The 19,695-nt window shown below is 54.9% G+C and carries 22 protein-coding genes; 16 read left to right on the top strand and 6 right to left on the bottom strand.

The window, feature by feature from the left end; genetic code table 11:
• Nucleotides 1-5: 5 nt before the first annotated feature.
• The 3 genes from G6Q15_RS03200 to G6Q15_RS03190 form a co-directional block, all read right to left on the bottom strand.
• Nucleotides 6-1,718: a S41 family peptidase gene (locus G6Q15_RS03200; protein ID WP_205518069.1), complete on the bottom strand. Its 1,713-nt coding sequence runs from the start codon at nt 1,716-1,718 to the stop codon at nt 6-8.
• 82 nt (nt 1,719-1,800) lie between these two features.
• Nucleotides 1,801-2,928 (bottom strand): M14-type cytosolic carboxypeptidase, encoded by a 1,128-nt coding sequence (locus G6Q15_RS03195; protein ID WP_164115572.1) that lies wholly within the window; start codon nt 2,926-2,928, stop codon nt 1,801-1,803.
• Nucleotides 2,929-3,033: 105 nt separating this feature from the next.
• On the bottom strand, nt 3,034-3,627 hold the full coding sequence (locus G6Q15_RS03190; RefSeq protein WP_164115570.1) for a DUF4136 domain-containing protein: 594 nt from the start codon (nt 3,625-3,627) through the stop codon (nt 3,034-3,036).
• Nucleotides 3,628-3,729: 102 nt separating this feature from the next.
• Here G6Q15_RS03190 and galE point away from each other — a divergent pair, with 102 nt between their 5' ends.
• From galE to G6Q15_RS03175, 3 genes are all read left to right on the top strand, one after another.
• A complete protein-coding gene (galE, locus tag G6Q15_RS03185) occupies nt 3,730-4,734 on the top strand; it encodes a UDP-glucose 4-epimerase GalE (protein WP_240330721.1) in 1,005 nt (334 codons plus the stop codon).
• Nucleotides 4,735-4,838: 104 nt separating this feature from the next.
• A complete protein-coding gene (gene ykgO / locus G6Q15_RS03180) occupies nt 4,839-4,964 on the top strand; it encodes a type B 50S ribosomal protein L36 (RefSeq protein ID WP_011415100.1) in 126 nt (41 codons plus the stop codon).
• Between the two features lie 20 nt (nt 4,965-4,984).
• Nucleotides 4,985-5,605: an HAD family phosphatase gene (locus G6Q15_RS03175; protein ID WP_164115565.1), complete on the top strand. Its 621-nt coding sequence runs from the start codon at nt 4,985-4,987 to the stop codon at nt 5,603-5,605.
• Between the two features lie 33 nt (nt 5,606-5,638).
• On the opposite strand, the gene pyk is transcribed toward G6Q15_RS03175, so the two are convergent.
• Nucleotides 5,639-7,096, bottom strand: a complete 1,458-nt coding sequence (gene pyk, locus G6Q15_RS03170) for a pyruvate kinase (protein WP_164115563.1) — start codon at nt 7,094-7,096, stop codon at nt 5,639-5,641.
• A gap of 107 nt (nt 7,097-7,203) precedes the next feature.
• On the opposite strand from pyk, the gene G6Q15_RS03165 reads away from it, so the two are divergent.
• The 13 genes from G6Q15_RS03165 to pal all read left to right on the top strand — a co-directional run bounded on the left by G6Q15_RS03165 (nt 7,204) and on the right by pal (nt 15,990).
• Nucleotides 7,204-7,524, top strand: coding sequence for a DUF1244 domain-containing protein (locus G6Q15_RS03165; RefSeq protein ID WP_164115561.1), 321 nt, complete (start codon nt 7,204-7,206; stop codon nt 7,522-7,524).
• A 78-nt stretch (nt 7,525-7,602) separates the two neighbouring features.
• The gene (locus G6Q15_RS03160) at nt 7,603-7,845 is read left to right on the top strand and encodes a DUF2312 domain-containing protein (protein WP_164115560.1); all 243 of its coding nucleotides are present in this window, start codon (nt 7,603-7,605) and stop codon (nt 7,843-7,845) included.
• A 45-nt stretch (nt 7,846-7,890) separates the two neighbouring features.
• A complete protein-coding gene (locus tag G6Q15_RS03155) occupies nt 7,891-8,232 on the top strand; it encodes a YbjQ family protein (RefSeq protein ID WP_164115558.1) in 342 nt (113 codons plus the stop codon).
• Nucleotides 8,233-8,315: 83 nt separating this feature from the next.
• A complete protein-coding gene (locus G6Q15_RS03150; RefSeq protein WP_164115555.1) occupies nt 8,316-9,065 on the top strand; it encodes a YebC/PmpR family DNA-binding transcriptional regulator in 750 nt (249 codons plus the stop codon).
• Nucleotides 9,066-9,080: 15 nt separating this feature from the next.
• Nucleotides 9,081-9,566, top strand: coding sequence for a crossover junction endodeoxyribonuclease RuvC (ruvC, locus tag G6Q15_RS03145; protein ID WP_164115553.1), 486 nt, complete (start codon nt 9,081-9,083; stop codon nt 9,564-9,566).
• Nucleotides 9,567-9,591: 25 nt separating this feature from the next.
• Nucleotides 9,592-10,200: a Holliday junction branch migration protein RuvA gene (ruvA, locus tag G6Q15_RS03140; RefSeq protein ID WP_164115551.1), complete on the top strand. Its 609-nt coding sequence runs from the start codon at nt 9,592-9,594 to the stop codon at nt 10,198-10,200.
• Nucleotides 10,197-11,228 carry a Holliday junction branch migration DNA helicase RuvB gene (gene ruvB / locus G6Q15_RS03135; RefSeq protein ID WP_164115549.1) on the top strand — a complete coding sequence of 344 codons (1,032 nt, stop codon included), beginning with the start codon at nt 10,197-10,199 and terminating at the stop codon, nt 11,226-11,228. Before ruvA ends, ruvB begins: the two co-directional genes overlap by 4 nt.
• A gap of 368 nt (nt 11,229-11,596) precedes the next feature.
• On the top strand, nt 11,597-12,046 hold the full coding sequence (ybgC, locus tag G6Q15_RS03130; RefSeq protein WP_164115546.1) for a tol-pal system-associated acyl-CoA thioesterase: 450 nt from the start codon (nt 11,597-11,599) through the stop codon (nt 12,044-12,046).
• A gap of 10 nt (nt 12,047-12,056) precedes the next feature.
• Nucleotides 12,057-12,752: a protein TolQ gene (gene tolQ / locus G6Q15_RS03125; RefSeq protein ID WP_164115544.1), complete on the top strand. Its 696-nt coding sequence runs from the start codon at nt 12,057-12,059 to the stop codon at nt 12,750-12,752.
• Nucleotides 12,752-13,198, top strand: a complete 447-nt coding sequence (gene tolR, locus G6Q15_RS03120; protein WP_164115543.1) for a protein TolR — start codon at nt 12,752-12,754, stop codon at nt 13,196-13,198. Before tolQ ends, tolR begins: the two co-directional genes overlap by 1 nt.
• 4 nt (nt 13,199-13,202) lie before the next feature.
• On the top strand, nt 13,203-13,976 hold the full coding sequence (locus G6Q15_RS03115; RefSeq protein ID WP_164115540.1) for a hypothetical protein: 774 nt from the start codon (nt 13,203-13,205) through the stop codon (nt 13,974-13,976).
• A 34-nt stretch (nt 13,977-14,010) separates the two neighbouring features.
• Nucleotides 14,011-15,348 (top strand): Tol-Pal system beta propeller repeat protein TolB, encoded by a 1,338-nt coding sequence (gene tolB, locus G6Q15_RS03110; protein WP_240330720.1) that lies wholly within the window; start codon nt 14,011-14,013, stop codon nt 15,346-15,348.
• A 117-nt stretch (nt 15,349-15,465) separates the two neighbouring features.
• Nucleotides 15,466-15,990, top strand: coding sequence for a peptidoglycan-associated lipoprotein Pal (gene pal, locus G6Q15_RS03105; protein ID WP_164115535.1), 525 nt, complete (start codon nt 15,466-15,468; stop codon nt 15,988-15,990).
• A gap of 303 nt (nt 15,991-16,293) precedes the next feature.
• On the opposite strand, the gene G6Q15_RS03100 is transcribed toward pal, so the two are convergent.
• Nucleotides 16,294-16,593: a hypothetical protein gene (locus G6Q15_RS03100; RefSeq protein ID WP_164115533.1), complete on the bottom strand. Its 300-nt coding sequence runs from the start codon at nt 16,591-16,593 to the stop codon at nt 16,294-16,296.
• Between the two features lie 78 nt (nt 16,594-16,671).
• Nucleotides 16,672-19,656 carry a pitrilysin family protein gene (locus G6Q15_RS03095; protein WP_164115530.1) on the bottom strand — a complete coding sequence of 995 codons (2,985 nt, stop codon included), beginning with the start codon at nt 19,654-19,656 and terminating at the stop codon, nt 16,672-16,674.
• Nucleotides 19,657-19,695 lie beyond the last annotated feature (39 nt).

The following is a 19,695-nucleotide window of genomic DNA, read 5'->3' as shown; positions in this document are numbered from 1 at the left end:
CATAATCACTGCTCTCGAATATACTGTTTTGCCCGTTCCAGCACTTCATCACGGCCTTGCGCTATCCCCTGCACCGTCGGTTCAATAAAGATATCCGGCTGTATTCCAATCCTCTGTGTCGGTGACCAGTCGGGATAATAGACACCAATGCCGCTAATCCCTGTGACTATACCACCCGGCAGGACAAACCGCGATATATTGCCATCTGCACCGGCGGTCGGCACGCCCATAATGGTCGCATCCGATACAGCCTGAAGCTTCATGGCATGGTATTCCGCTGCGCTTTGTGTCGTTTCGTCGACAAGAATTACAACTTTCCCCTTATATGCATGATCCCGTCCGCCGCCTACACTCAATGCGACAAATGGCACTGCATATCCGGGATTTTGAATGTCTATCTTTGAAAACTGCACGAACGGGCGAGGCTTGGGGGAGAGATATTTCGCAATGGTGTCGACAACCTGGAATCCAGGGTAAGTACGCAGATCAAAGATAATGCCCTGTCTGTCCATAGCCTTTTCCATAAAGGAAGCAGCCTGGGCATTGGCATCAGTAGACGCTGGCTGCTTGTCGCCGTGCTGTTTGAATGTCACATAGGCAATATCATCGCCTATCATCTGGAACACATCGCCCGGCAATGTACGCTGCTGCCACGCAAGATTTTTCAGCTCCACACGCTCGAACACCATATCAAGATGGCGGCCCGAACGATCTACTGTCAAAGATGCCGGGCCGCAGGGGCCAGCAAGTAGCCGGGCCGCGATATTCCTGAACTTTCCGGCCCGGTTTGAGGCGGCGTAGAATGGCATAAGTTCTTTGACCAGTTCCATCACAGGCCGTCCATCAACGGCCGCAATGACATCGCCTTTTTGTACCACACTGTCTTCAGCTCCGTTGGCGATGCGATAACCGCTAACTACAAAACTGTCGCCAATCGTGCGCAGATGAAATGGCCCCTGGCATTTTCCAGCCGGCGGAGTGCTATCCTTTTCATGATACCAAAAAGCGTGCGAATCATTTACTTCAGCGATAGCCCGCATCATGACCTGCCGGTATTCAGCATCATTTTTCGCGCGCGCAATCTGTGGCAGATATTGTGGCAGGACCTCTTGCCAGTCCCGCCCGATCACATCGCGATAGGGGAACCAGTATTCGATCATGCCCCAATAACGCAGCAGGCCCAGAATCCGATAGCCTGCATCAAGGTCGGACATATCGGCATAACGTTGCTCATTCAGAAATTGGGGGTTGCCAATATTGGGCGCTAACCGGACGTAAGCCTGCTGCCTGCCGGCATATCGGTTTTCATGTACCCGGATAAGAAGGACGGATAGCTCTTCGCCCAAAACTGCACTGTCCGAAAGCCAAGCCAGCTCAGCTGCGAAAATAGGCTTTTCCGGCTTCTGCGTACAAGGATCACACTTTTCTATTGCACCCAACCCCATTATCCAGGCCGCAATCTTCTTGTTCCTGTCCTCACGCGAAGTCGCAGCCAGCACTTTGGGCATGATACGAAAGAGCTCATAATCCCAATGATATGCCCCACCGGCCACTTCGGGGTGATGATATTTCAAAAAAGCCCATATCTGGCCCAACAATACCAGGTCCGTTGTCTGGCGGTCGTTCAGCTCCGATAATTCTATTCCAGAACTTGACTGGAACTCTGTGTCGGCCTTGATGCTTTTTGCAGCACTATCTGCCTCATTGGCGGCAGCCATAGACAGCATTTGCAGCGCAAGAAACGCGGCTATAGGCAGCACAAGGAACGCTACGATAAACAAGCCTGTCTTGTTGAATGACTTAAGCAATCTCGTCGATCATTTCCGCCAGCACAGCGAGGCAGTCATGTGCGAGCAATTTGCAGCGTTCGGGGCTCCAGCCCTGCTCTGCGTCGGGCAGGTCGCGATTGTCCTTGTACGGCATTTCCAACGTCATCGAGACACAGCCGAACCGTTCGGCAACCTGATTGGTCGACATGGATGGGTTCGCTGTGCCGGGCTTGCTGATCGGATAGCCGAGCTCAGTCTGGAAATCGGGCGTGCGGCGCGCGAGATTGTCGCGGTAGGCGTGATATTTGTCGCCCAGTTCGTCGGTCCATGACGGGATGCCCTCAAATCCGGCGATAAAAACCGCAGGGATTGCTTCGTCAGCATGTACATCCATCGCGAAATCGACGCCGGTTTCATCCATATAGTTGCGGACACACAATACTTCGGGGCTTTTCTCCGCCGTGGGGTTTTCCCATTCACGGTTCAGGTTGGTGCCCGCATAATTGGTGCGCAGATGGCCCATGCGCGATCCGTCCGGATTCATGTTGGGCACGATGTGCAGGCGGCATTTCTGGCGCAGCATGCGGCCATGCGGATTGGCCGGATCGGTGAGCATTTCCAGCGCGCCTTCCATCCACCATTCGGCTTGCGTTTCACCGGGATGCTGGCGTGCATAAAGCCATACATGCTTGTCGCCCTCACCCATTTCCAGGCAATCCATTGGCTGACCTTCAAGAGTTTCGCCCAGCTGGCGATAGGTTACGCCTTCCGATGCGGCAGCTTCGGCTACCAGGTCATGATGGCGGTCCATCGAATAGGGCGCAAAATACGCGCACCAGAAAATGTCGCTCGCACTCTGATAGGTGATGGTAAGCTCGCCTTTGGCTTTGTCATAGCTGCTCGCCGCGCGGGCCCAATAATCGCGGTCTTCGCTGACGCACGCGTTGTAATCAGGCCAACCTTCGGGATAAGCCGAATCTTTCAGATCCTGAATGACCAGCACGACTTCTTCGCCGCCTGTTTCCGATACACGGAAATGAAACCACTGTTTGAACTCGCTCTCACGGTCCTGGTTGATCGAAAGCCGGGCGGTGTTCCCGTCAATTTCATGTATCTTGATATTGCCGGAATCGAATGCGCTACTTATTTTGATGGTCATGGGGCCTCGGATAGTTTCAGGTTATGAATAGACGTTCCAATGACACAGCCCAATGGCAGAGCACAGATACGCCGCATGAATCAGGCGTCTGCGATAAACCTGAAATTACTCGACTTCAACCGTTTCGCCGCTTTCACCCGGGAAGCCTGTAAACAGGCTGGTTGCCAGCTTGGCGGCGGACAGTGATGTTTCCGCAGCAGGAGAACCTTTGCGCGCTTCCGAAATAGCGCGGCCTTCCCACAGGTTTGCGGTTTCACCGTCGCGTGTAATCGCAACGAAAAGCTCACTTATGATAAGCGGTTTGGAGCCTCCGCCCAGGTTAATGCCGATACCGACACCTATGCCCGAACCATAGCTGCCGGTAGAACCTCCTACACCGACACTGACCGGAGAACGGCGACCTTGGGAATCGCGGGCAAAGCGATCCAGGCTGATCCGCGCATTATATTCTGAGCTTTCCCCGGCTACAGGCGACGTATAACCCTGCGCCTCCAGTTCACGCATTACCGCCGCAGCGTATGTGCGATATTCAAGCGATTCCACGTTTTCGTCCGCTCCTGGCATCACGGCAATGGTCCCTTTGCCCAGTTCCTGCACGGCATCAGCCGCATGGAACCGGGTCACTTCAACGGGCCCCACAGGGGTCACACATGCGCTGAGGCCAAGTGCCAGGGCCATTACAGGTATGAATTTACGCATTTTCAAATATCCTTTGTTCGGAAAAACCGTTTTGTTAGCTTCATATATACCATAAACACGCATAAACGGCTAAAGTTAGCAAAACGGCAAGGGGCAAAAGGCGTGTCGACAAAAGATTTTACAGTGCTGGTCACCGGCGGTGCAGGCTATATTGGCAGCCATGCCGTACTGGCGCTGCTCGATAGCGGCTATGATGTTGTCGTGCTCGACAATCTGACAACGGGCTTTCGCCAGACCGTGCCGGATGATGCCATTTTTGCCGAAGGCGATATTGAAGACAGCGCGCTCGTCGCCCGCCTGATCGCAGAGCATGGTATTGGCGCCATCATGCATTTCGCAGGGTCAATTATCGTGCCTGAGTCAGTCGAAAATCCACTCAAATATTATCACAATAACAGCGCGAAGAGCCGCACATTGATCGAAAGCGCAGTTACAAACGGCGTGAAGCATTTCATCTTCTCTTCCACCGCCACGGTATATGGCGTCACCGGCCTGGTACAGATACCCGAAGATACCGCGAAACACCCCACCAATCCCTATGGCATGTCCAAGCTGATAACCGAATCCATGCTGACTGACGTCGCCGCCGCGCATGATTTCAATTTCTGCGCGCTGCGATATTTCAATGTGGCGGGTGCGGATCCTGAAGGCCGGTCGGGGCAGTCCACCGAAGGCGCAACGCACCTAATCAAGGTCGCTGTGGAAGCCGCATTGGGCAAGCGTGACAGCGTGGCGGTTTTCGGCACCGATTATGACACGCATGACGGCACCGGCACACGTGACTATGTCCATGTCTCCGACCTGGTTGCAGCGCATGTGCTTGCACTCGAAAAACTGATTCAGGACCCGGACACCAGCCACATCATGAATTGCGGTTATGGTCGGGGTTTTTCCGTGATTGACGTGCTCGACGCAGTGGACAGGGTAACGAATCAGGAAATACCCCGCGTCATCCAGGGCCGCCGCGTCGGTGATCCCGATTCGCTGGTTTCGGACAACCGCCTCATCAAACAGACGTTACCCTGGCAGCCAAGATATGATGATCTGGATATCATTGTCGCCCATGCGCTGGCATGGGAAAGGAAATTATCTGAAAAAAGCGGGTAATTTAGGGTTCACGGGACAGATTCACGGCTTGACTTTACCCCGCCGCGCCCTTAATTGCCCCGTTCACTCAGAAAATTTAAAGATATTTGGAAGCGAATACCCTCATGAAAGTACGCAACTCATTAAAGTCGCTCAAAAACCGTCACCGCGACTGCCGTGTGATTCGTCGTCGTGGGCGCACCTATGTCATCAACAAGACCAACCGCCGCTTTAAAGCGCGTCAGGGCTAATTGATACGGGCGGGTCGGCTATGCCTTCCGCCACCCCAATCGACACCGTTATATTTGACGTCGGTAATGTACTTTACCGATGGGAGATTCGTGCACTCTATGAAAAGCTGATCGACGACGCGCAGGAACTGGAATGGTTCCTGGAGCATGTCATTACAACCAAATGGCATTTTCAGCATGACGCCGGGCGGCCATTTGCCGAAACATCGCGCGAATTGAGTGCCCAACATCCAGAATATGCAGACTTAATCACCCAGTTCGGGCCGCGTTTTAACGAGACTGTGCCGGGGCCAGTGCCGGGCATGGAAGAATTGGTGGTTAAACTCGCCCATAAAAATGTGCCGCTCTATGCCATCACTAATTTCAGCGATGAATTCTGGGGGCCGTTTGCCGCAGATCGCCAGCATATATTCAGTCATTTTCAGGATATACTGGTGTCCGGCACTGAAAAACTGGTGAAGCCCGACGCCGCCATCTACGAACTTGCAATCCGTCGATTCGGTATCGATCCGGCATGCGCACTGTTTATCGATGATCGGCTGGACAATGTGGAAGGCGCGCGGGCATGCGGGCTGAACACGCATCTGTTTCAGGATGCGAACCTTTTGCAGGCGAACTTGGTATCGGAAAACCTGTTATAGGTCCTGCTCCTGCGAAAACAGGAGTAGAAAGTTTTATCTCTCATAGCCCTTGAGCTCGTCACCCGTCAGCGTCACGACATGCAGCACGTTGGTCGAACCCGGCGTGCCGAACGGTACCCCGGCCAGCGCGATCAACTTGGTCCCCGCCGTGCCAAAACCATGGCGCAGCGCCATGCGCTTGCCCTTGGCGATCATTTCTTCAAAACTGCCAATATCCTGCGTCGTAACCGCATAGGTTCCCCATAAAATTCCCACACGCCGGGCAGTATTGCGTGAGGGCGTAAGCACCAAAAGCGGTACCGAAGGCCGCTCACGAGCCACACGCCGCGCGGTGGAGCCTGTATTGGTGAAGCATATAATAGCCGCCGTCTCGACCGTCTCGGCAATTTTGCTGCTCGCGGCGGCGAACGCATCTGCCGTCGTTTCATCGGGCAATGTCTCGGTAAAATGTACCCGGTCAGCATAGGCCGGGTCACTTTCCACGCTGATCGCTATCCGGTCCATGATGCTCACTGATTCGACCGGCCAGTCACCCGCTGCGGTTTCCGCCGACAGCATTACCGCATCGGCGCCATCATAGACTGCGGTCGCCACGTCGGACACCTCAGCGCGGGTTGGCGCAGGCGCTTTTATCATCGATTCGAGCATCTGCGTCGCCACCACAACGGGCTTGCCGCGCCGCCGGGCATTTTCGACTATCTGTTTCTGCAAAGGCGGCACCTGTTCAGGCGCCAGTTCCACGCCCAGGTCCCCGCGCGCCACCATCACTGCGTCGGAAAGTTCCAGTATCTCGTCGAGTCGCTTTACGGCTGCGGGTTTTTCAATCTTGGAAATCAGTGCAGCCTTGCCGCCAATCAGGCCTCTTGCCTCGGCCACATCCTCGGGCCGCTGCACGAAACTGAGCGCAATCCAGTCAGCACCCTTGTCGAGCGCAAAAACAAGGTCGCGCCGATCCTTTGTCGTAAGTGCTGCCAGCGGGATAACCGCGTCTGGCACGTTCAGTCCCTTGCGATCCGACAATGGCCCGCCCACCTCTGCGCTGGTCAGTATTTCATCCGCACCAGCACGTATGACACGTAGCCTGAGCTTGCCGTCATCGAGCAAAAGCCGGTCGCCTTTTTTCAACACATCGAAAATTTCCGGATGCGGCAGGCAGACACGGCTGTCATCACCCGGTGCCGGATCACGGTCGAACGTGAAATGCGCGCCATGCTTGATAAAAGCCGCACCGTCCTTGAATTTACCGACACGCAGCTTGGGGCCCTGTAAGTCACACAATATCGTGATCGGCCGCTGGATTTTCTTTTCCAGTGTGCGAATGGCATCAATAGTCTTGGCGTGCGTTTCATGCTCGCCATGGCTCATATTGACGCGAAAGGCATCTGCGCCTGCGCGGTAGAGTTTCTCGAGCATTTCCGGTGAACTGCTGGCCGGACCAACGGTGGCCAGTATTTTTACCTTGCGGCTACGTGGTCCGATATTTTTTGCCACTCGTTTCACCCTCTTCTGCACAGGTTTTTGCCCGGCCCCCACTGGCCAACGCCCGTATCTGCGCTCTATGATAGAGTCACACCGCGCAATCACAACCGGAAATACGTATGCCAACCGATAATGACCCATCAACCGACCTGAATATCTCCGATGAAGTGGCTGCTGCCGCTTTCCGGCGGCTCGTCAACCATTTACGGCATCGCCATGATGCCCAGAATATCGATCTGATGGGGCTATCCGGGTTTTGCCGCAATTGCCTCGCCGACTGGGTGGCCGAAGCGGACGGTGATATCGACAAGGAAGCGGCACGTGAGCTGATATACGGCATGCCCTATGCGGAATGGAAAAAACGCTATCAGAGCGAGGCCAGCGAGCAGCAGCTGATCGACATGAAAAAGAGCGTAGCCAAAAATGCGTCCGGCCATTAAGGCAGGCCCAGACAGATTAACCCATAGATTCGCACGTCCTGACATGGACGCCTGCACGCAGAACAGAAAGATATTCCCATGAGCGACGCCAATGTAACTTCCGAACAATTACGGCTTTTTATCGAGCGTATTGAACGGCTTGAAGAAGAGAAAAAGGGCATTGCCGATGATATCCGTGATGTCTATGCCGAAGCCAAGGCGGTCGGCTATGATCCCAAAATCATGCGTCAAGTCGTGCGCCTGCGCAAAATGGAACCCCATGACCGTCAGGAAATGGAAGCCATACTCGATACCTATAAATCTGCGCTCGGTATTGCATAGTATCCAGTAAAGGCAGACTGACATCAGATAATAGCGGAGACAGATATGCTTGTTAGTACAACCCACACTCTCGAAGGGCACGACGTTGACGAATATCTGGGCATCGTCACCGGTGAAGTAATCGCGGGCGCCAATTTTGTCCGCGATATTTTCGCCAGCTTCACCGATATTGTTGGCGGACGCTCCAAAAAATATGAAAATGTCCTGAAACGCGGCCGTGAGGAAGCGATTGAGGAAATGCAGTATGCCGCCATCAAAATGGGGGCAGACGCAGTCATTGGTGTCGACCTTGACTATGAAGTCGTCGGCAAGGGCGGATCCATGCTGATGATTTCGGCCACTGGCACAGCAGTGAAATTCAAACAATCAGTGCAAGCCGTTCGCTAGGCAAATTTTGAGCGAAATCTTGCACTTTTACGTGCATCTGATTAGGGCAATTCCATCAAATCATTAATTAGCTGAAGGCAGTCATGGCAGGCCATTCCAAATTCAAGAACATCATGCACCGCAAGGGTGCCCAGGACAAAAAGCGATCCAACCTATTTTCCAAGCTGAGCCGCGAGATTACCGTGGCCGCGAAAATGGGCATGCCCGATGTGGATATGAATCCACGCCTGCGCGTGGCAGTCAACGCCGCCAAAGCACAGTCGATGCCCAAGGACAATATCCAGCGCGCGATTGACAAGGCAACGGGCGGTGAAGGCGATGATTATGAAGAAATCCGCTATGAAGGCTTTGGTCCGGGCGGCGTGTCGCTGATCGTCGAAACGCTGACCGACAACCGCAACCGCACCGTAACCAGCGTGCGCACCACATTCTCCCGCAATGGCGGCAATATGGGCGGCGCAGGAGCCGTCAGCCATGGTTTCGACCGACTCGGCCTGGTTTCCTATCCCGCCACTGTTGGTGATGAAGACAAGGTTCTGGAAGCCGCAATGGAAGCGGGCGCAGAAGATATCGAAACGAGCGAAGACGGTCATGAAATATGGACCGGCATGGAAGACCTGCACGAAGTTGCCAGCGCGCTTGAAAAATCGCTTGGTGAAGCAGAAAGCGTTAAGCTCGCATGGCGTCCGCAAGTTAAAGTCGAAGTCGATGAAGACGCCGCGCGGACGCTCTTCAAACTGATCGATGCGCTCGATGATGACGATGACGTCCAGACCGTATGGGGCAATTATGATATTTCCGATGAGATCATGGAGAAACTGGGCCAGGAATAGGTCAGGAACCGAATAATGACCGTCATTATCGGCTTTGACCCTGGCCTGGGCACCACCGGGTGGGGCGTGATTTCATCTGTGGGTAGCCGATTGTCGCATATCGCCAATGGACAGATAAAGACCGACCCCAAAATGTCCTTGCCCAGCCGGCTGCTCAAGCTTGATCTGGAAATCGCCGACATCATGAAAGAATTTAACCCCGATGCTGCGGCGGTCGAGGAAGTGTTCCTGAACGTCAACCCGAAGAGCACGCTCAAACTGGGTCAAGCGCGCGGTGTTGTACTGCTAGGGGCATCGCGCGGCGGGATAGAAGTGGGCGAATATTCGGCGTTGCTTATCAAAAAGACCGTGGTCGGTGTGGGCCGCGCGGACAAGAAACAGGTGCAGATGATGATCTCCCGGCTGCTGCCCGGCGTGAGGCTTGCGGGGCATGATGCTGCCGATGCGCTCGCGGTGGCGATCACCCATGCGCATAATCGGAAAACTACCGTATTGCCGTGAGGTCAAAAAGCGCTAGAACGGTTGCATGATCGCGAAACTCAAGGGCATTATCGACGAACTTGGCATCGACCATCTGGTTATCGATGTGCAGGGCGTAGGCTATCTCGTCTATGCCAGCGCGCGCACATTGGGCAGCATTGGCGCCGTGGGCGAAGCTGCTGAAGTCTTTACCGAAATGCAAGTCAGCGAAAATGACATGCGCCTGATGGGCTTTGCCAGCGGCGCGGAGCGTGACTGGTTCCGGCTGCTCACCAGCGTGCAGGGCGTGGGCGGCAAAGTCGCACTCGCTATCTTAGGCACGCTCGAACCATCCGAACTCGGCCATGCAATCGCCACAGGCGACAAAGCCATGGTCGCGCGCGCCAATGGCGTCGGGCCGAAATTGGCACAGCGCATTGTCAACGAGCTGAAAGACAAAGTCGGCGGTATGGACCTTGGCCCTGCCGTTGCGGGCGGTTTAGCCGCAGTAACAAACCCCGCAGGCGCATCTGCAGACGCTGTATCTGCGCTACAAAACCTCGGCTTCAAACCCGCCATCGCGAGCGCCGCCGTGGCGCAGGCCAGCAACGAACTAGGCCAAGACGCCGAAATGAGCGCGCTGGTGAGGCTGGCACTTAAGAAAGCGGCAAAATGACCAACCCTGAAGACCGCATCCTTTCCCCCGAGCGCAAAATCGACGATGTCGACGCCGCGCTGCGTCCCAAAACGCTTGATGAGTTTATCGGGCAAGAAGCAGCGCGCGGAAATTTGCGGGTGTTTATCGAGGCGGCAAAGACGCGCTCCGAGCCGCTTGACCATGTGCTGTTTTTCGGGCCGCCGGGGTTGGGCAAGACCACGTTGGCGCAGATTATTGCGCGTGAAATGGGCGTGGGTTTCCGTGCTACGTCGGGTCCGGTGATCGCCAAATCAGGCGACCTCGCCGCGCTGCTGACCAATCTGGAAGAAGGCGATGTGCTGTTTATCGACGAGATCCATCGGCTCAATCCGGTGGTCGAGGAAGTGCTATACCCTGCAATGGAGGACCGCGCGCTTGACCTGATTATCGGTGAAGGTCCGGCGGCGCGCAGTGTGCGTATTGACCTGCCCGCCTTTACGCTGATCGGCGCGACCACGCGGCAGGGTCTGCTGACCACGCCACTGCGCGACCGTTTCGGTATTCCGGTGCGGCTCAATTTCTATTCTATCCCGGAGCTGGAACAGGTAGTGCGCCGCGCTGCAGGTCTGCTGAGCCTTGCCATTGCCGAAGATGGCGCACATGAAATTGCCAAGCGTGCACGCGGAACGCCGCGTGTTGCCGGGCGGTTGCTACGCCGGGTGCGCGATTTTGCTGATGTCGCGGGCGCAGCTACGGTTAACGCAGACATTGCCGATGGCGCGTTATCACGGCTCGAAGTCGACAAGCTCGGCCTCGACGCGATGGACCGGCGCTATCTGCATATGGTCGCCGATGTCTATAAGGGCGGACCTGTGGGCATTGAAACCATCGCCGCAGGCCTGAGCGAGCCGCGTGACACCGTCGAAGAAGTGGTCGAGCCCTATATGATCCAGCTCGGCCTGATCGCCCGTACCGCGCGCGGCCGCATGCTCAACGATCGCGGCTGGAAACATCTGGGTCTCAATCCACCCGAAGGGTCTCAGACGGGGCTGTTTGGAGGGAAATAGGATTCTTTTTGACCTCACGGCAATTCACTTCGTGAATGCCTCCGGTGGGGCGGGCCAATAAGGCCCGGCGGCCAGTCGGCCTTGCGGCGCTGCTGGACGCAACACCGGACAGCGCGAAACGATAATCATCAGTGTGTCTAAGTAAAACGAAACGTTACTTATGGCAAAATATCGAACGGCTAAATTGCCGTTCGCAAGCGCGACTGCGCGCCGGCCCTTATTGGGCCGAACCCATTTGGAGGCGGATGCGAAGCATCTCGCCGTGAAATCAAAATAGCGCCCAGCCGAGTCTTTCACGCGGCAGTCTGAACCATCGCTGCATTTCCCATCTTTCCAGAACTCGCAAAACACCGTAATCCATTTTACATATGACCGATCCCGTCCCGTTCTCCGGCTATTTTAAAGGTGACACGCATTATTTTGCGTGCCGGATCTATTATGAGGACACGGATTTTTCAGGGATTGTCTATCACGCCAATTACCTGCGTTATTTTGAACGTGCACGCTCGGACATGCTGCGTGCCATTGGCATCGACCAACGCGCGGCGCATGAAGCGGGGGATGGCGTTTACGCCGTATCGGAAATGCATATCGATTACATACAGCCGGCAAAGCTGGATGACGCGCTGGTCATCAAGAGCCAAGTCCACAAAATCCGCGCCGCCGCATGCCATATTCAGCAAATAGCCATGCGCGGTGATAACATAGTCTGCACAGCCAATGTGGTGGCCGCCTTTATCAGCCCCGAAGGCCGCCCGCGCAGGCAACCGAAACCATGGGTAGAGGCGTTTCAATCCGTCCTCACCGAACCAGAATGACAGGAAAGACATGATCGAAAATATTGGCCTTGCAAATGATGCCGTCACGCTATCGCCGGTAAAGCTGTTTTTGGAAGCCGACATTATCGTCAAGCTGGTGATGATCGGTCTCGCGCTCGCCAGCATCTGGACCTGGGCCATCATTATCAGCTTTGCGATGAAGATCAGTAAGATAAGGCGCCGTTCTGACCGTTATGAAGATGAATTCTGGAGGACAGAGGATATTGACGCGTTTCATAAGACACGCGGCAAGGAAGATCTGCCCTCTGCACGCGTGCTGGCATCGGGCGTATATGAATGGCGGCAATCGACCGGCGGCACTGCGGTGGACCGTGAAGGCACAAGGGCGCGCCTTGCCACTGCCATGAATGCCGCCGTCACCCATGAAATTGACAAGTTGTCCGACCGGCTCAATTTCCTGGCCACGGTCGGGTCAGTTGCGCCTTTTGTCGGCCTGTTCGGCACGGTCTGGGGCATTATGCGCAGCTTCACGGCTATTGCTGCGGAACAGAATAGCTCGCTGGCTGTTGTTGCGCCGGGTATCGCGGAGGCGCTGTTTGCCACCGCTATCGGCCTGTTTGCAGCGATTCCAGCAGTGATTGCCTATAATCGGTTCTCACACCGGCTGAACAAGTTTGAATCGCACCTGTTCCGCTTTGCCGACCGTTTCCACGGTACATTGAGCCGTGAGCTGGAGAACACCTGATGGCGATGCAGCTTCCCTCATCCGGTGGGCGGCGCGGACGGGGCGGCGCGCGGGCGCCCATGTCGGAAATCAACGTCACGCCCTTTGTTGATGTCATGCTGGTGCTGCTCATCATTTTCATGGTAACCGCGCCTTTGCTGGTATCCGGTGTGCCAGTTGAGCTGCCCGAAACCAACGCCAGGCCGCTGGAGCAGGATAATGACCCGGTGCAGATTTCCATCAATTCGGATGGCTTTGTCTTTGTGCAGGACGAACAGGTGGCGGATAATGACCTGCCAGCCCTGCTCGCGCAGATTCGCGGGAATGGCAACAACCAGCCACAAGTTACGCTCCGCGCCGACCGCGGCCTCGATTATGGCCGCGTCATGCAGGTGATGGGCGAGTTAAACCGCGCAGGTTTAAGCAAAGTTTCATTAGTCACCACAAGTTCATCTGGAGCGCCATAAGCTGATGGGTATGGAAAAATCCGAGACCATCGGGCTGACCATCGCCGCACTTGGCCATGCCGCGCTTTTGGGCGCGCTGTCGCTGTCTGTGGGCTGGACAGACGGGCCGGTGACCCCGCCTGCCCCCACCATTACTGTGCAGCTGAGTGAGGAAATCGGACTGGAATCAACCACGCCGAACCCGGCACAGGATGCAGCTCCGCTGATCGCCCCGGAACTGGGTGAAATGGAAGCCGTTCCTGATATACAAGAGCCTGAAGAAGCGCGCCCAGTGGCAGAGCCGGACCCCAAACCTGCACCCAAAAATAGCACCAGAGCAGCAAAAAAACCGGAAACAAAAAAAGCGACGAAGAAACCGCCCACGAAAAAAAAGCGCACATCCAGACTGGCTGGAAATTTCCTGGATGGTAAATCCGACAAGGCATCAAAATCCAAAAACACCAATGCACCCGCTGCCAAGGCTGGGCCTGCCGAGGTGGCAGCGCTTGAACGCGAAATAGCGCGCAAGCTCAAACCGCACTGGACCGCCCCCACTGGTGCCGACGCGGAACTGCTCGTGACAAAAGTCTCGTGGAGCATGAACAGTAATGGCAGCCTGAAAGGCAGCCCGCGCTGCCGTCAGGTCGGTAAGGTGACGCCCAGCAACAGGCCGCAGGTTGGCCGGCACTGCGAACGCGCCAAGGCGGCCATAATGCGCGCCCAGCCGTTCAGCAGCCTTCCTGATAAATTTTACGATGCGTGGAAAGACGTGGTATTCAGTTTCGACCGCAAATTGTGATGATATGAACAGCGAGATGAAAAAGGCATTCCCCATGACACAGCGTTTCCCTGCACTCACTGCATTTCTGACTGCCCTGTTTGCGCTGGTCGTCCTGCCCTCTCCAGCGGCGGCGCAGCTTGAAGGCACGGTGACCGACGATAGCGGCCGCAACCAGATTGCAGTTGCCGTTCCCGCTCTACCCACGCCGCAGGTGCTGCCGACTGCGGCAGGTACAACCGAACAGCTGGGCAAACAGATCAGCGATGTTATTGTCGCTGACCTGCGTTCGAGCGGGCTGTTTGACCCGGTTGGCCGTAACCGGGTGCGCGCGATCGGTTACAGCGAAGTTACCTCACCCGCCTTCCCCTATTGGTCGGGCCGTAATGTGGAATCGCTGATTCAAGGGTTTGTGCGTTCCAACGGCGATGGCAAGCTGACTGTTGGATGCTATGTTTATGATGTGGCGCTGGGCAGTGAGCTTTCGCGGCATGGTTTTATTGTAGAACCGGCCGATTGGCGCCGCGCGGCACATAAATGCGCCGACAGCATCTATTCGCGCCTGACCGGGGAATCGCCGTTTTTCGATAGCCGCATCGCTTATATTGCCGAAACCGGGCCGAAGGATAATCGCACCAAGCGTCTGGCCGTAATGGACAGTGACGGTGCCAACCACCGTTTCCTGACCAGCGGTGGCACTGCGCTGACGCCGCGCTTTTCACCTGATTACAAGTCAATCCTGTATCTGAGTTATTCCGGCGGAAGCCCCGCCATTTATATTTACGAGATAGGCACCGGCAAACAGCGGTTGGTGACGCGCACCAATAATGCAACATTTGCGCCGCGCTGGTCGCCCAATGGCCGCAATATCCTCTATTCCATGGCCATTGCGGGCAATACCGATATCTACCGCATTTCCGCAAATGGCGGACGGACAGTGCGCCTGACCAACAGTCCGGGCATTGATGTGGGGGGCAGCTATTCCCCTGACGGTTCGAAAATTGTGTTTGAAAGCGATCGCTCGGGCAGCCAGCAAATCTATGTCATGAATGCCGATGGTTCAGGCCAACGCCGCATCAGCTTTGGTGGAGGCCGTGCGGCAACACCTGAATGGAGTCCGCGCGGTGACCTGATCGCCTTCACCAAAATCGCGGGAAATTTTCGCATTGCCGTGATGCGTCCGAATGGCGGCGGTGAACGTGTGCTTACCAATAGCTGGCAGGATGAGGCACCGACTTGGGCCCCCAATGGCCGCGTGATCCAGTTTTTCCGCACCCGTCGTGGTTCCGGCAAGACCAGCATCTGGCAGGTTGACGTTGCAGGCGGTGAGGAAAGGCGGTTGAAGACACCGGTTGATGGCTCCGACCCTGCATGGGGGCCAGTACGACCATGATCTTGAGGCCATAGACTTTATTGCAGCGGGGCCTTCACTCGCCTGCAATATGCAAAGGGGCAATAATTCGTTACCATGTCCGTTACTGAAGCGGCCTGGACATTTAGGAGACAGAGCATGAAAAAATTATCCACTCCCCTGATTGCCATTGCCTTGGCGGCCACTATGGCCGGCTGCGCAAAAAAGCCACCTGAAACACTCCCGCCAGAACCGGTTGATACGACCTCTGGAAGCGACACTGATGTTGACCCGACTGCAAATCAGCAAACAGGTCCAACTCCCGGATCGCAGGAAGATTTCGTTGCCACCGTCATGTCAGACCGTATCTTTTTTGATACCGATAAATTCAATGTTGATGGCGAAGATCAGCGTGTCCTGCAGAGCCAGGCACAGTGGCTGTCGCAATATCCAAACGTCAGCATTGTTGTAGAGGGGCATGCCGATGAACGCGGCACGCGGGATTATAACCTTGCCCTTGGCGAGCGCCGCGCCAACAGTGCAAAAAACCACCTCATAACGCTGGGTGTGGCTGCATCACGCATCCGTACAGTCAGCTACGGCAAGGAACGGCCGCAGGCGCTTGGATCAAATGAGTCCGCATGGGCGCAGAACCGGCGTGCTGTGACCGTTACGGTGCGTTAATTTGGTCGTTTCACGGTGATAATCAAGGAGCAAGCCAGGCTTGTACGCCTGGCTTGTTTTTTTCGTTCTTGATTTGAATCCTTTTTTTTCACGTCCGCTCACGGTGCGATACCACCCGCTCCCCGCCCTACCCTTTCGATATACTAACGGGATACATTATTGAGAGGTAGAGCTGGGAGCGGGGCGGCACAGGCTTGCGAACGAGAATCGGCCAAATAAGCGCTCCAGACGAGAGCGAAACAAACCAAAGGCCGCATCCCAATCCGGAACGCGGCCTTTCGTATAAGTTAAACTGACGAAAGTTTACGCTTGGCGTGTACCTGACATCGCCATGGAGCCGAATGCACCGGCATTAATCGTGCCGGTAACTGTATCGCCATCCACAGTGGCTTCACAGTTCAGTTCCATTGGCATCGGTACTTTCATCTGCATTTTCCAGGTGAGCTTGTTGCCATCCACTTTGCCGTCTTCAATGTCCAATGCGCCCATTGCGCCTGCATTCGTACCGGTAAATGTATCACCGTCGACATTCACCGTCAGGACCGACTGCTGGTCGCCCATGGGTGATTTTGTGACGCAATCATATGCACCTTCTACTGACATAATATTCTCCCTTTAGAATTCTTGTTCAAGATAGGTTTTATTTAGGTATTTATTTTGCGCTTTCCAGTGCAGGGCGGATTATTCTCCGCCCTGTGCTTTTGGATCATAGCCGCGATATTCGGTTGGCATGTTCAGCGCATCAATCTGCTCCTGAATTTTCGCCGCATCACCGACAATGACCCAAGTGAAAGCATCCACGTCCAGCACTTCCTTCATGGCTGCATTCAGCGCCTCGGCCTCAAGACCGCGATACCGGTCAGCCAGCGTTTCGACATAGCCAAAATCACGGCCCAGATTTTCATCGCGCTGAATTTGACCCAACACAGCGGCTGAACGCTCATAACTACCTGGCAGTTCGCGAATTCCGCCGTTGACTGTACGCTCCAGCTCTTCTCCCGTGACGCCTTTTTCACCTAGGAAGTCTGTCATGTCCTTGATGATTTCAGATACAGATGGCCCGGTCTGGTTTGTCTGCACTGCTGCAAAAATCAACATCGGAATCTGGCCATCAGGGCGCTGTAATAACGTTCGCGAACCGTAGGACCAGCCCTTGGTTTCACGCAGATTGAAATTGATACGTGACAGGAAGTCTCCGCCCAGTATCTCATTTGCAGCCTGAAGGTCGAAAATATCATCCGTGCCCTTTTTGTCCAGAACCTGACCCGCAAAGATCAGCGACTGCGGTGAGTTGGGCTGGTTGATGACAATGATACGCTCTTTCTGTTCAGGAATAACCGCATCAATATTCTTGGCAGGTGCTGCCTCTCCAGATGGCATCCATTTGCCGAAACGCTTTTCCAGCATTGGCTTGATGTCAGTCAGGCTGGTATCTCCGACAACGAAGATTTTCGCTTTTTCAGGGCGCATCCAACGGCTGTGGAAATTCACAAGCTCGTCGCGTGTCAGGCTGGCAACCACTTCCGGGTCACCCGTACCAGTAAACGAAGCGCCATATGGGTGCGTCTCGCCATAGATAAGTGGCGGCAGGTTGCGCAGCGCGATGGAGATAGGTCGCGTACTTTCCGCTGCAATCGCATTCATCTGCTGCTGGCGAACACGCTCCAATTCCTTGGAATCGAACGCTGGATTCTTGATGACATCAGCCAGCAAATCAAGCGAAGCCGCAAGATTGGGCTCAACAGCCCGTACGCTTACAGTAGTTGAGTCAAGACCACCACCGATACCAATATTGGCACCAAGCCGCTCCTGTGATTCTGCAAACTCTGTCGAACTCAGCGACGTCGTGCCCTCGTCCATCATCGACACGACCATGCCATGCGTACCCAGCCGCTCTTTCGGATCAGCCGCGCTGCCAATATCGAATTTGACGGCTACGCGCACTACGGGAATCTCATCGCGCTTGGCAAAATAAACCTTTACGCCGTTGGAGAGCACTGTCTCTTCTACATCAGGGAAGTCGACATTCTGGATTTCACCAACTTCAGGAAACTTGCTGCGGTCCACAGTACCTGCCTGCGCCGCGGCAGAGGCCAATACAGGTGTAGCCGCTGACGAAGCTGCTTCAGCCAGCGCTAGTTCGGCAGCGGCCGTTTCCGGTTTAAAATAATATTCAGGCTCGGGCATGCCCAGCTTCGCGCCATCGGCTGTTACCTGCGCCGGGGCGCCAGCCATGGATATACCTGTCACATCACCGCTGGCACCGGATCCAACTTCTTTATATTCTTCACGATCACCGGGAACGACGCGGATTTCCAGCGCCGGGTTGGACAGCCATTTCTTCATTGCTGCGGAAATGGATTGCGGGGTCACACTGGCCAGCCGTCCCAGTTCCTTTTTGTAATAATCGCTGTCGCCGGCAAATAATTTGCCCTGTGCCAGCGCAGTGGCTTTCCCGCCAAAGCCGCCCACCTGCTCCAGTCCGGCAATACGTGCCGCCGCAGTGTTGGTAGCCACACGGTTTACTTCATCCTGTGTCGGGCCATTGGCGATAAAGTCCGCCATAATCTCATCCAGCCGCTTGGAAACAGCTTCCACATCTTCGCCCGGCTTCACGTCGACACGAACTTCAAAGAAGCTGTTAATGACAAAAGGTTGTACATATGCAGCCACACTAACTGCGCTTTGTTCTTCACGGACCAGTATGTTGTCAAGCCGCGAGCTGGCAAGTCCGCCCAGAACGCTTGCGCCGGAATTAAGTGCAGTAAATTCCGGATCAGTCATGCCAGGCACCGCCCATGTGCGGTAGATGCGCGTATTCGCTACCTTATCCTTCATCACATCGACAATGGGTTTTTCCAGAACCGGAACTTTGGCCGTTACGGGCTGAACCTTCTTGCCGGCAGGAATATCGCCAAACCATTTTTCGACGAGAGGTTTGGCTTCCACCGTATCAATATCACCCGCCAGCACCAGAATGGCATTGTTCGGGCCATAATGATCGCGGAACCAGTCTTTCATGTCTTCCAGCGATGCCGCCTGAAGATCTTCCAGAGAACCGATAGTACTATGCGCATAGGGGTGACCTTTCGGCATCCCCAGTTCGAGCTGGCGATAGCTGACTAGCCCGTAAGGCTGGCTATCACCCTGCCGTTTTTCATTTTGCACAACACCGATCTGGTTATCGAGCTTTTCCTGATCGATAGCATCCAGCAAATGCCCCATACGATCACTTTCCAGGAACAAAGCTGCTTCCAGAGCCGCTTTTGGCACTGTCTGGAAATAATTGGTGCGGTCAAGCCAGGTTGTCCCGTTCAGATCAGTCGCGCCAATCTGCTTAGTATATTTGAAATAGTCGCCAGGCGCATTTTCCGACCCGTTGAACATGATGTGTTCAAACAAATGGGCATAACCTGTCTTGCCTTTGGGTTCATGTTTCGAGCCCACATCATACCATATGGAAACCGCTACAACCGGCGCCTTGCGGTCTTCATGAACGATGACTGTAAGGCCATTATCCAGCTTGAATTCCTCATGCGGGATATCCACTGCTGCGACAAGTTCGGATACCGGTGCCGGTTCACTCGCGTAAACTGCAGGCGCGCTCAGCGCGATGGCAGAAACCATGACAGCAGACAGGATCTTATGTGAAAAACGGGTATTCATAGGGGCATTTCCTCTCAAAGAAATTGAATTTTTTTAGGT

It is taken from the genome of Sphingorhabdus sp. Alg239-R122, assembly GCF_900537065.1.
Classification (GTDB): domain Bacteria; phylum Pseudomonadota; class Alphaproteobacteria; order Sphingomonadales; family Sphingomonadaceae; genus Alg239-R122.
This window is presented reverse-complemented; position numbering and strand designations above follow the sequence as displayed.

What these genes read in the sequence shown, in the direction of transcription:
- G6Q15_RS03200 (WP_205518069.1), bottom strand. Translation starts at nt 1,718, where the DNA reads ATGGCTGCCGCCAATGAGGCAGATAGTGCTGCAAAAAGCATCAAGGCC.
- G6Q15_RS03195 (WP_164115572.1), bottom strand. Translation starts at nt 2,928, where the DNA reads ATGACCATCAAAATAAGTAGCGCATTCGATTCCGGCAATATCAAGATA.
- G6Q15_RS03190 (WP_164115570.1), bottom strand. Translation starts at nt 3,627, where the DNA reads ATGCGTAAATTCATACCTGTAATGGCCCTGGCACTTGGCCTCAGCGCA.
- ykgO (WP_011415100.1), top strand. Translation starts at nt 4,839, where the DNA reads ATGAAAGTACGCAACTCATTAAAGTCGCTCAAAAACCGTCACCGCGAC.
- G6Q15_RS03175 (WP_164115565.1), top strand. Translation starts at nt 4,985, where the DNA reads ATGCCTTCCGCCACCCCAATCGACACCGTTATATTTGACGTCGGTAAT.
- G6Q15_RS03165 (WP_164115561.1), top strand. Translation starts at nt 7,204, where the DNA reads ATGCCAACCGATAATGACCCATCAACCGACCTGAATATCTCCGATGAA.
- G6Q15_RS03160 (WP_164115560.1), top strand. Translation starts at nt 7,603, where the DNA reads ATGAGCGACGCCAATGTAACTTCCGAACAATTACGGCTTTTTATCGAG.
- G6Q15_RS03155 (WP_164115558.1), top strand. Translation starts at nt 7,891, where the DNA reads ATGCTTGTTAGTACAACCCACACTCTCGAAGGGCACGACGTTGACGAA.
- G6Q15_RS03150 (WP_164115555.1), top strand. Translation starts at nt 8,316, where the DNA reads ATGGCAGGCCATTCCAAATTCAAGAACATCATGCACCGCAAGGGTGCC.
- ruvC (WP_164115553.1), top strand. Translation starts at nt 9,081, where the DNA reads ATGACCGTCATTATCGGCTTTGACCCTGGCCTGGGCACCACCGGGTGG.
- ruvA (WP_164115551.1), top strand. Translation starts at nt 9,592, where the DNA reads ATGATCGCGAAACTCAAGGGCATTATCGACGAACTTGGCATCGACCAT.
- ruvB (WP_164115549.1), top strand. Translation starts at nt 10,197, where the DNA reads ATGACCAACCCTGAAGACCGCATCCTTTCCCCCGAGCGCAAAATCGAC.
- ybgC (WP_164115546.1), top strand. Translation starts at nt 11,597, where the DNA reads ATGACCGATCCCGTCCCGTTCTCCGGCTATTTTAAAGGTGACACGCAT.
- tolQ (WP_164115544.1), top strand. Translation starts at nt 12,057, where the DNA reads ATGATCGAAAATATTGGCCTTGCAAATGATGCCGTCACGCTATCGCCG.
- tolR (WP_164115543.1), top strand. Translation starts at nt 12,752, where the DNA reads ATGGCGATGCAGCTTCCCTCATCCGGTGGGCGGCGCGGACGGGGCGGC.
- G6Q15_RS03115 (WP_164115540.1), top strand. Translation starts at nt 13,203, where the DNA reads ATGGGTATGGAAAAATCCGAGACCATCGGGCTGACCATCGCCGCACTT.
- tolB (WP_240330720.1), top strand. Translation starts at nt 14,011, where the DNA reads ATGACACAGCGTTTCCCTGCACTCACTGCATTTCTGACTGCCCTGTTT.
- pal (WP_164115535.1), top strand. Translation starts at nt 15,466, where the DNA reads ATGAAAAAATTATCCACTCCCCTGATTGCCATTGCCTTGGCGGCCACT.
- G6Q15_RS03100 (WP_164115533.1), bottom strand. Translation starts at nt 16,593, where the DNA reads ATGTCAGTAGAAGGTGCATATGATTGCGTCACAAAATCACCCATGGGC.
- G6Q15_RS03095 (WP_164115530.1), bottom strand. Translation starts at nt 19,656, where the DNA reads ATGAATACCCGTTTTTCACATAAGATCCTGTCTGCTGTCATGGTTTCT.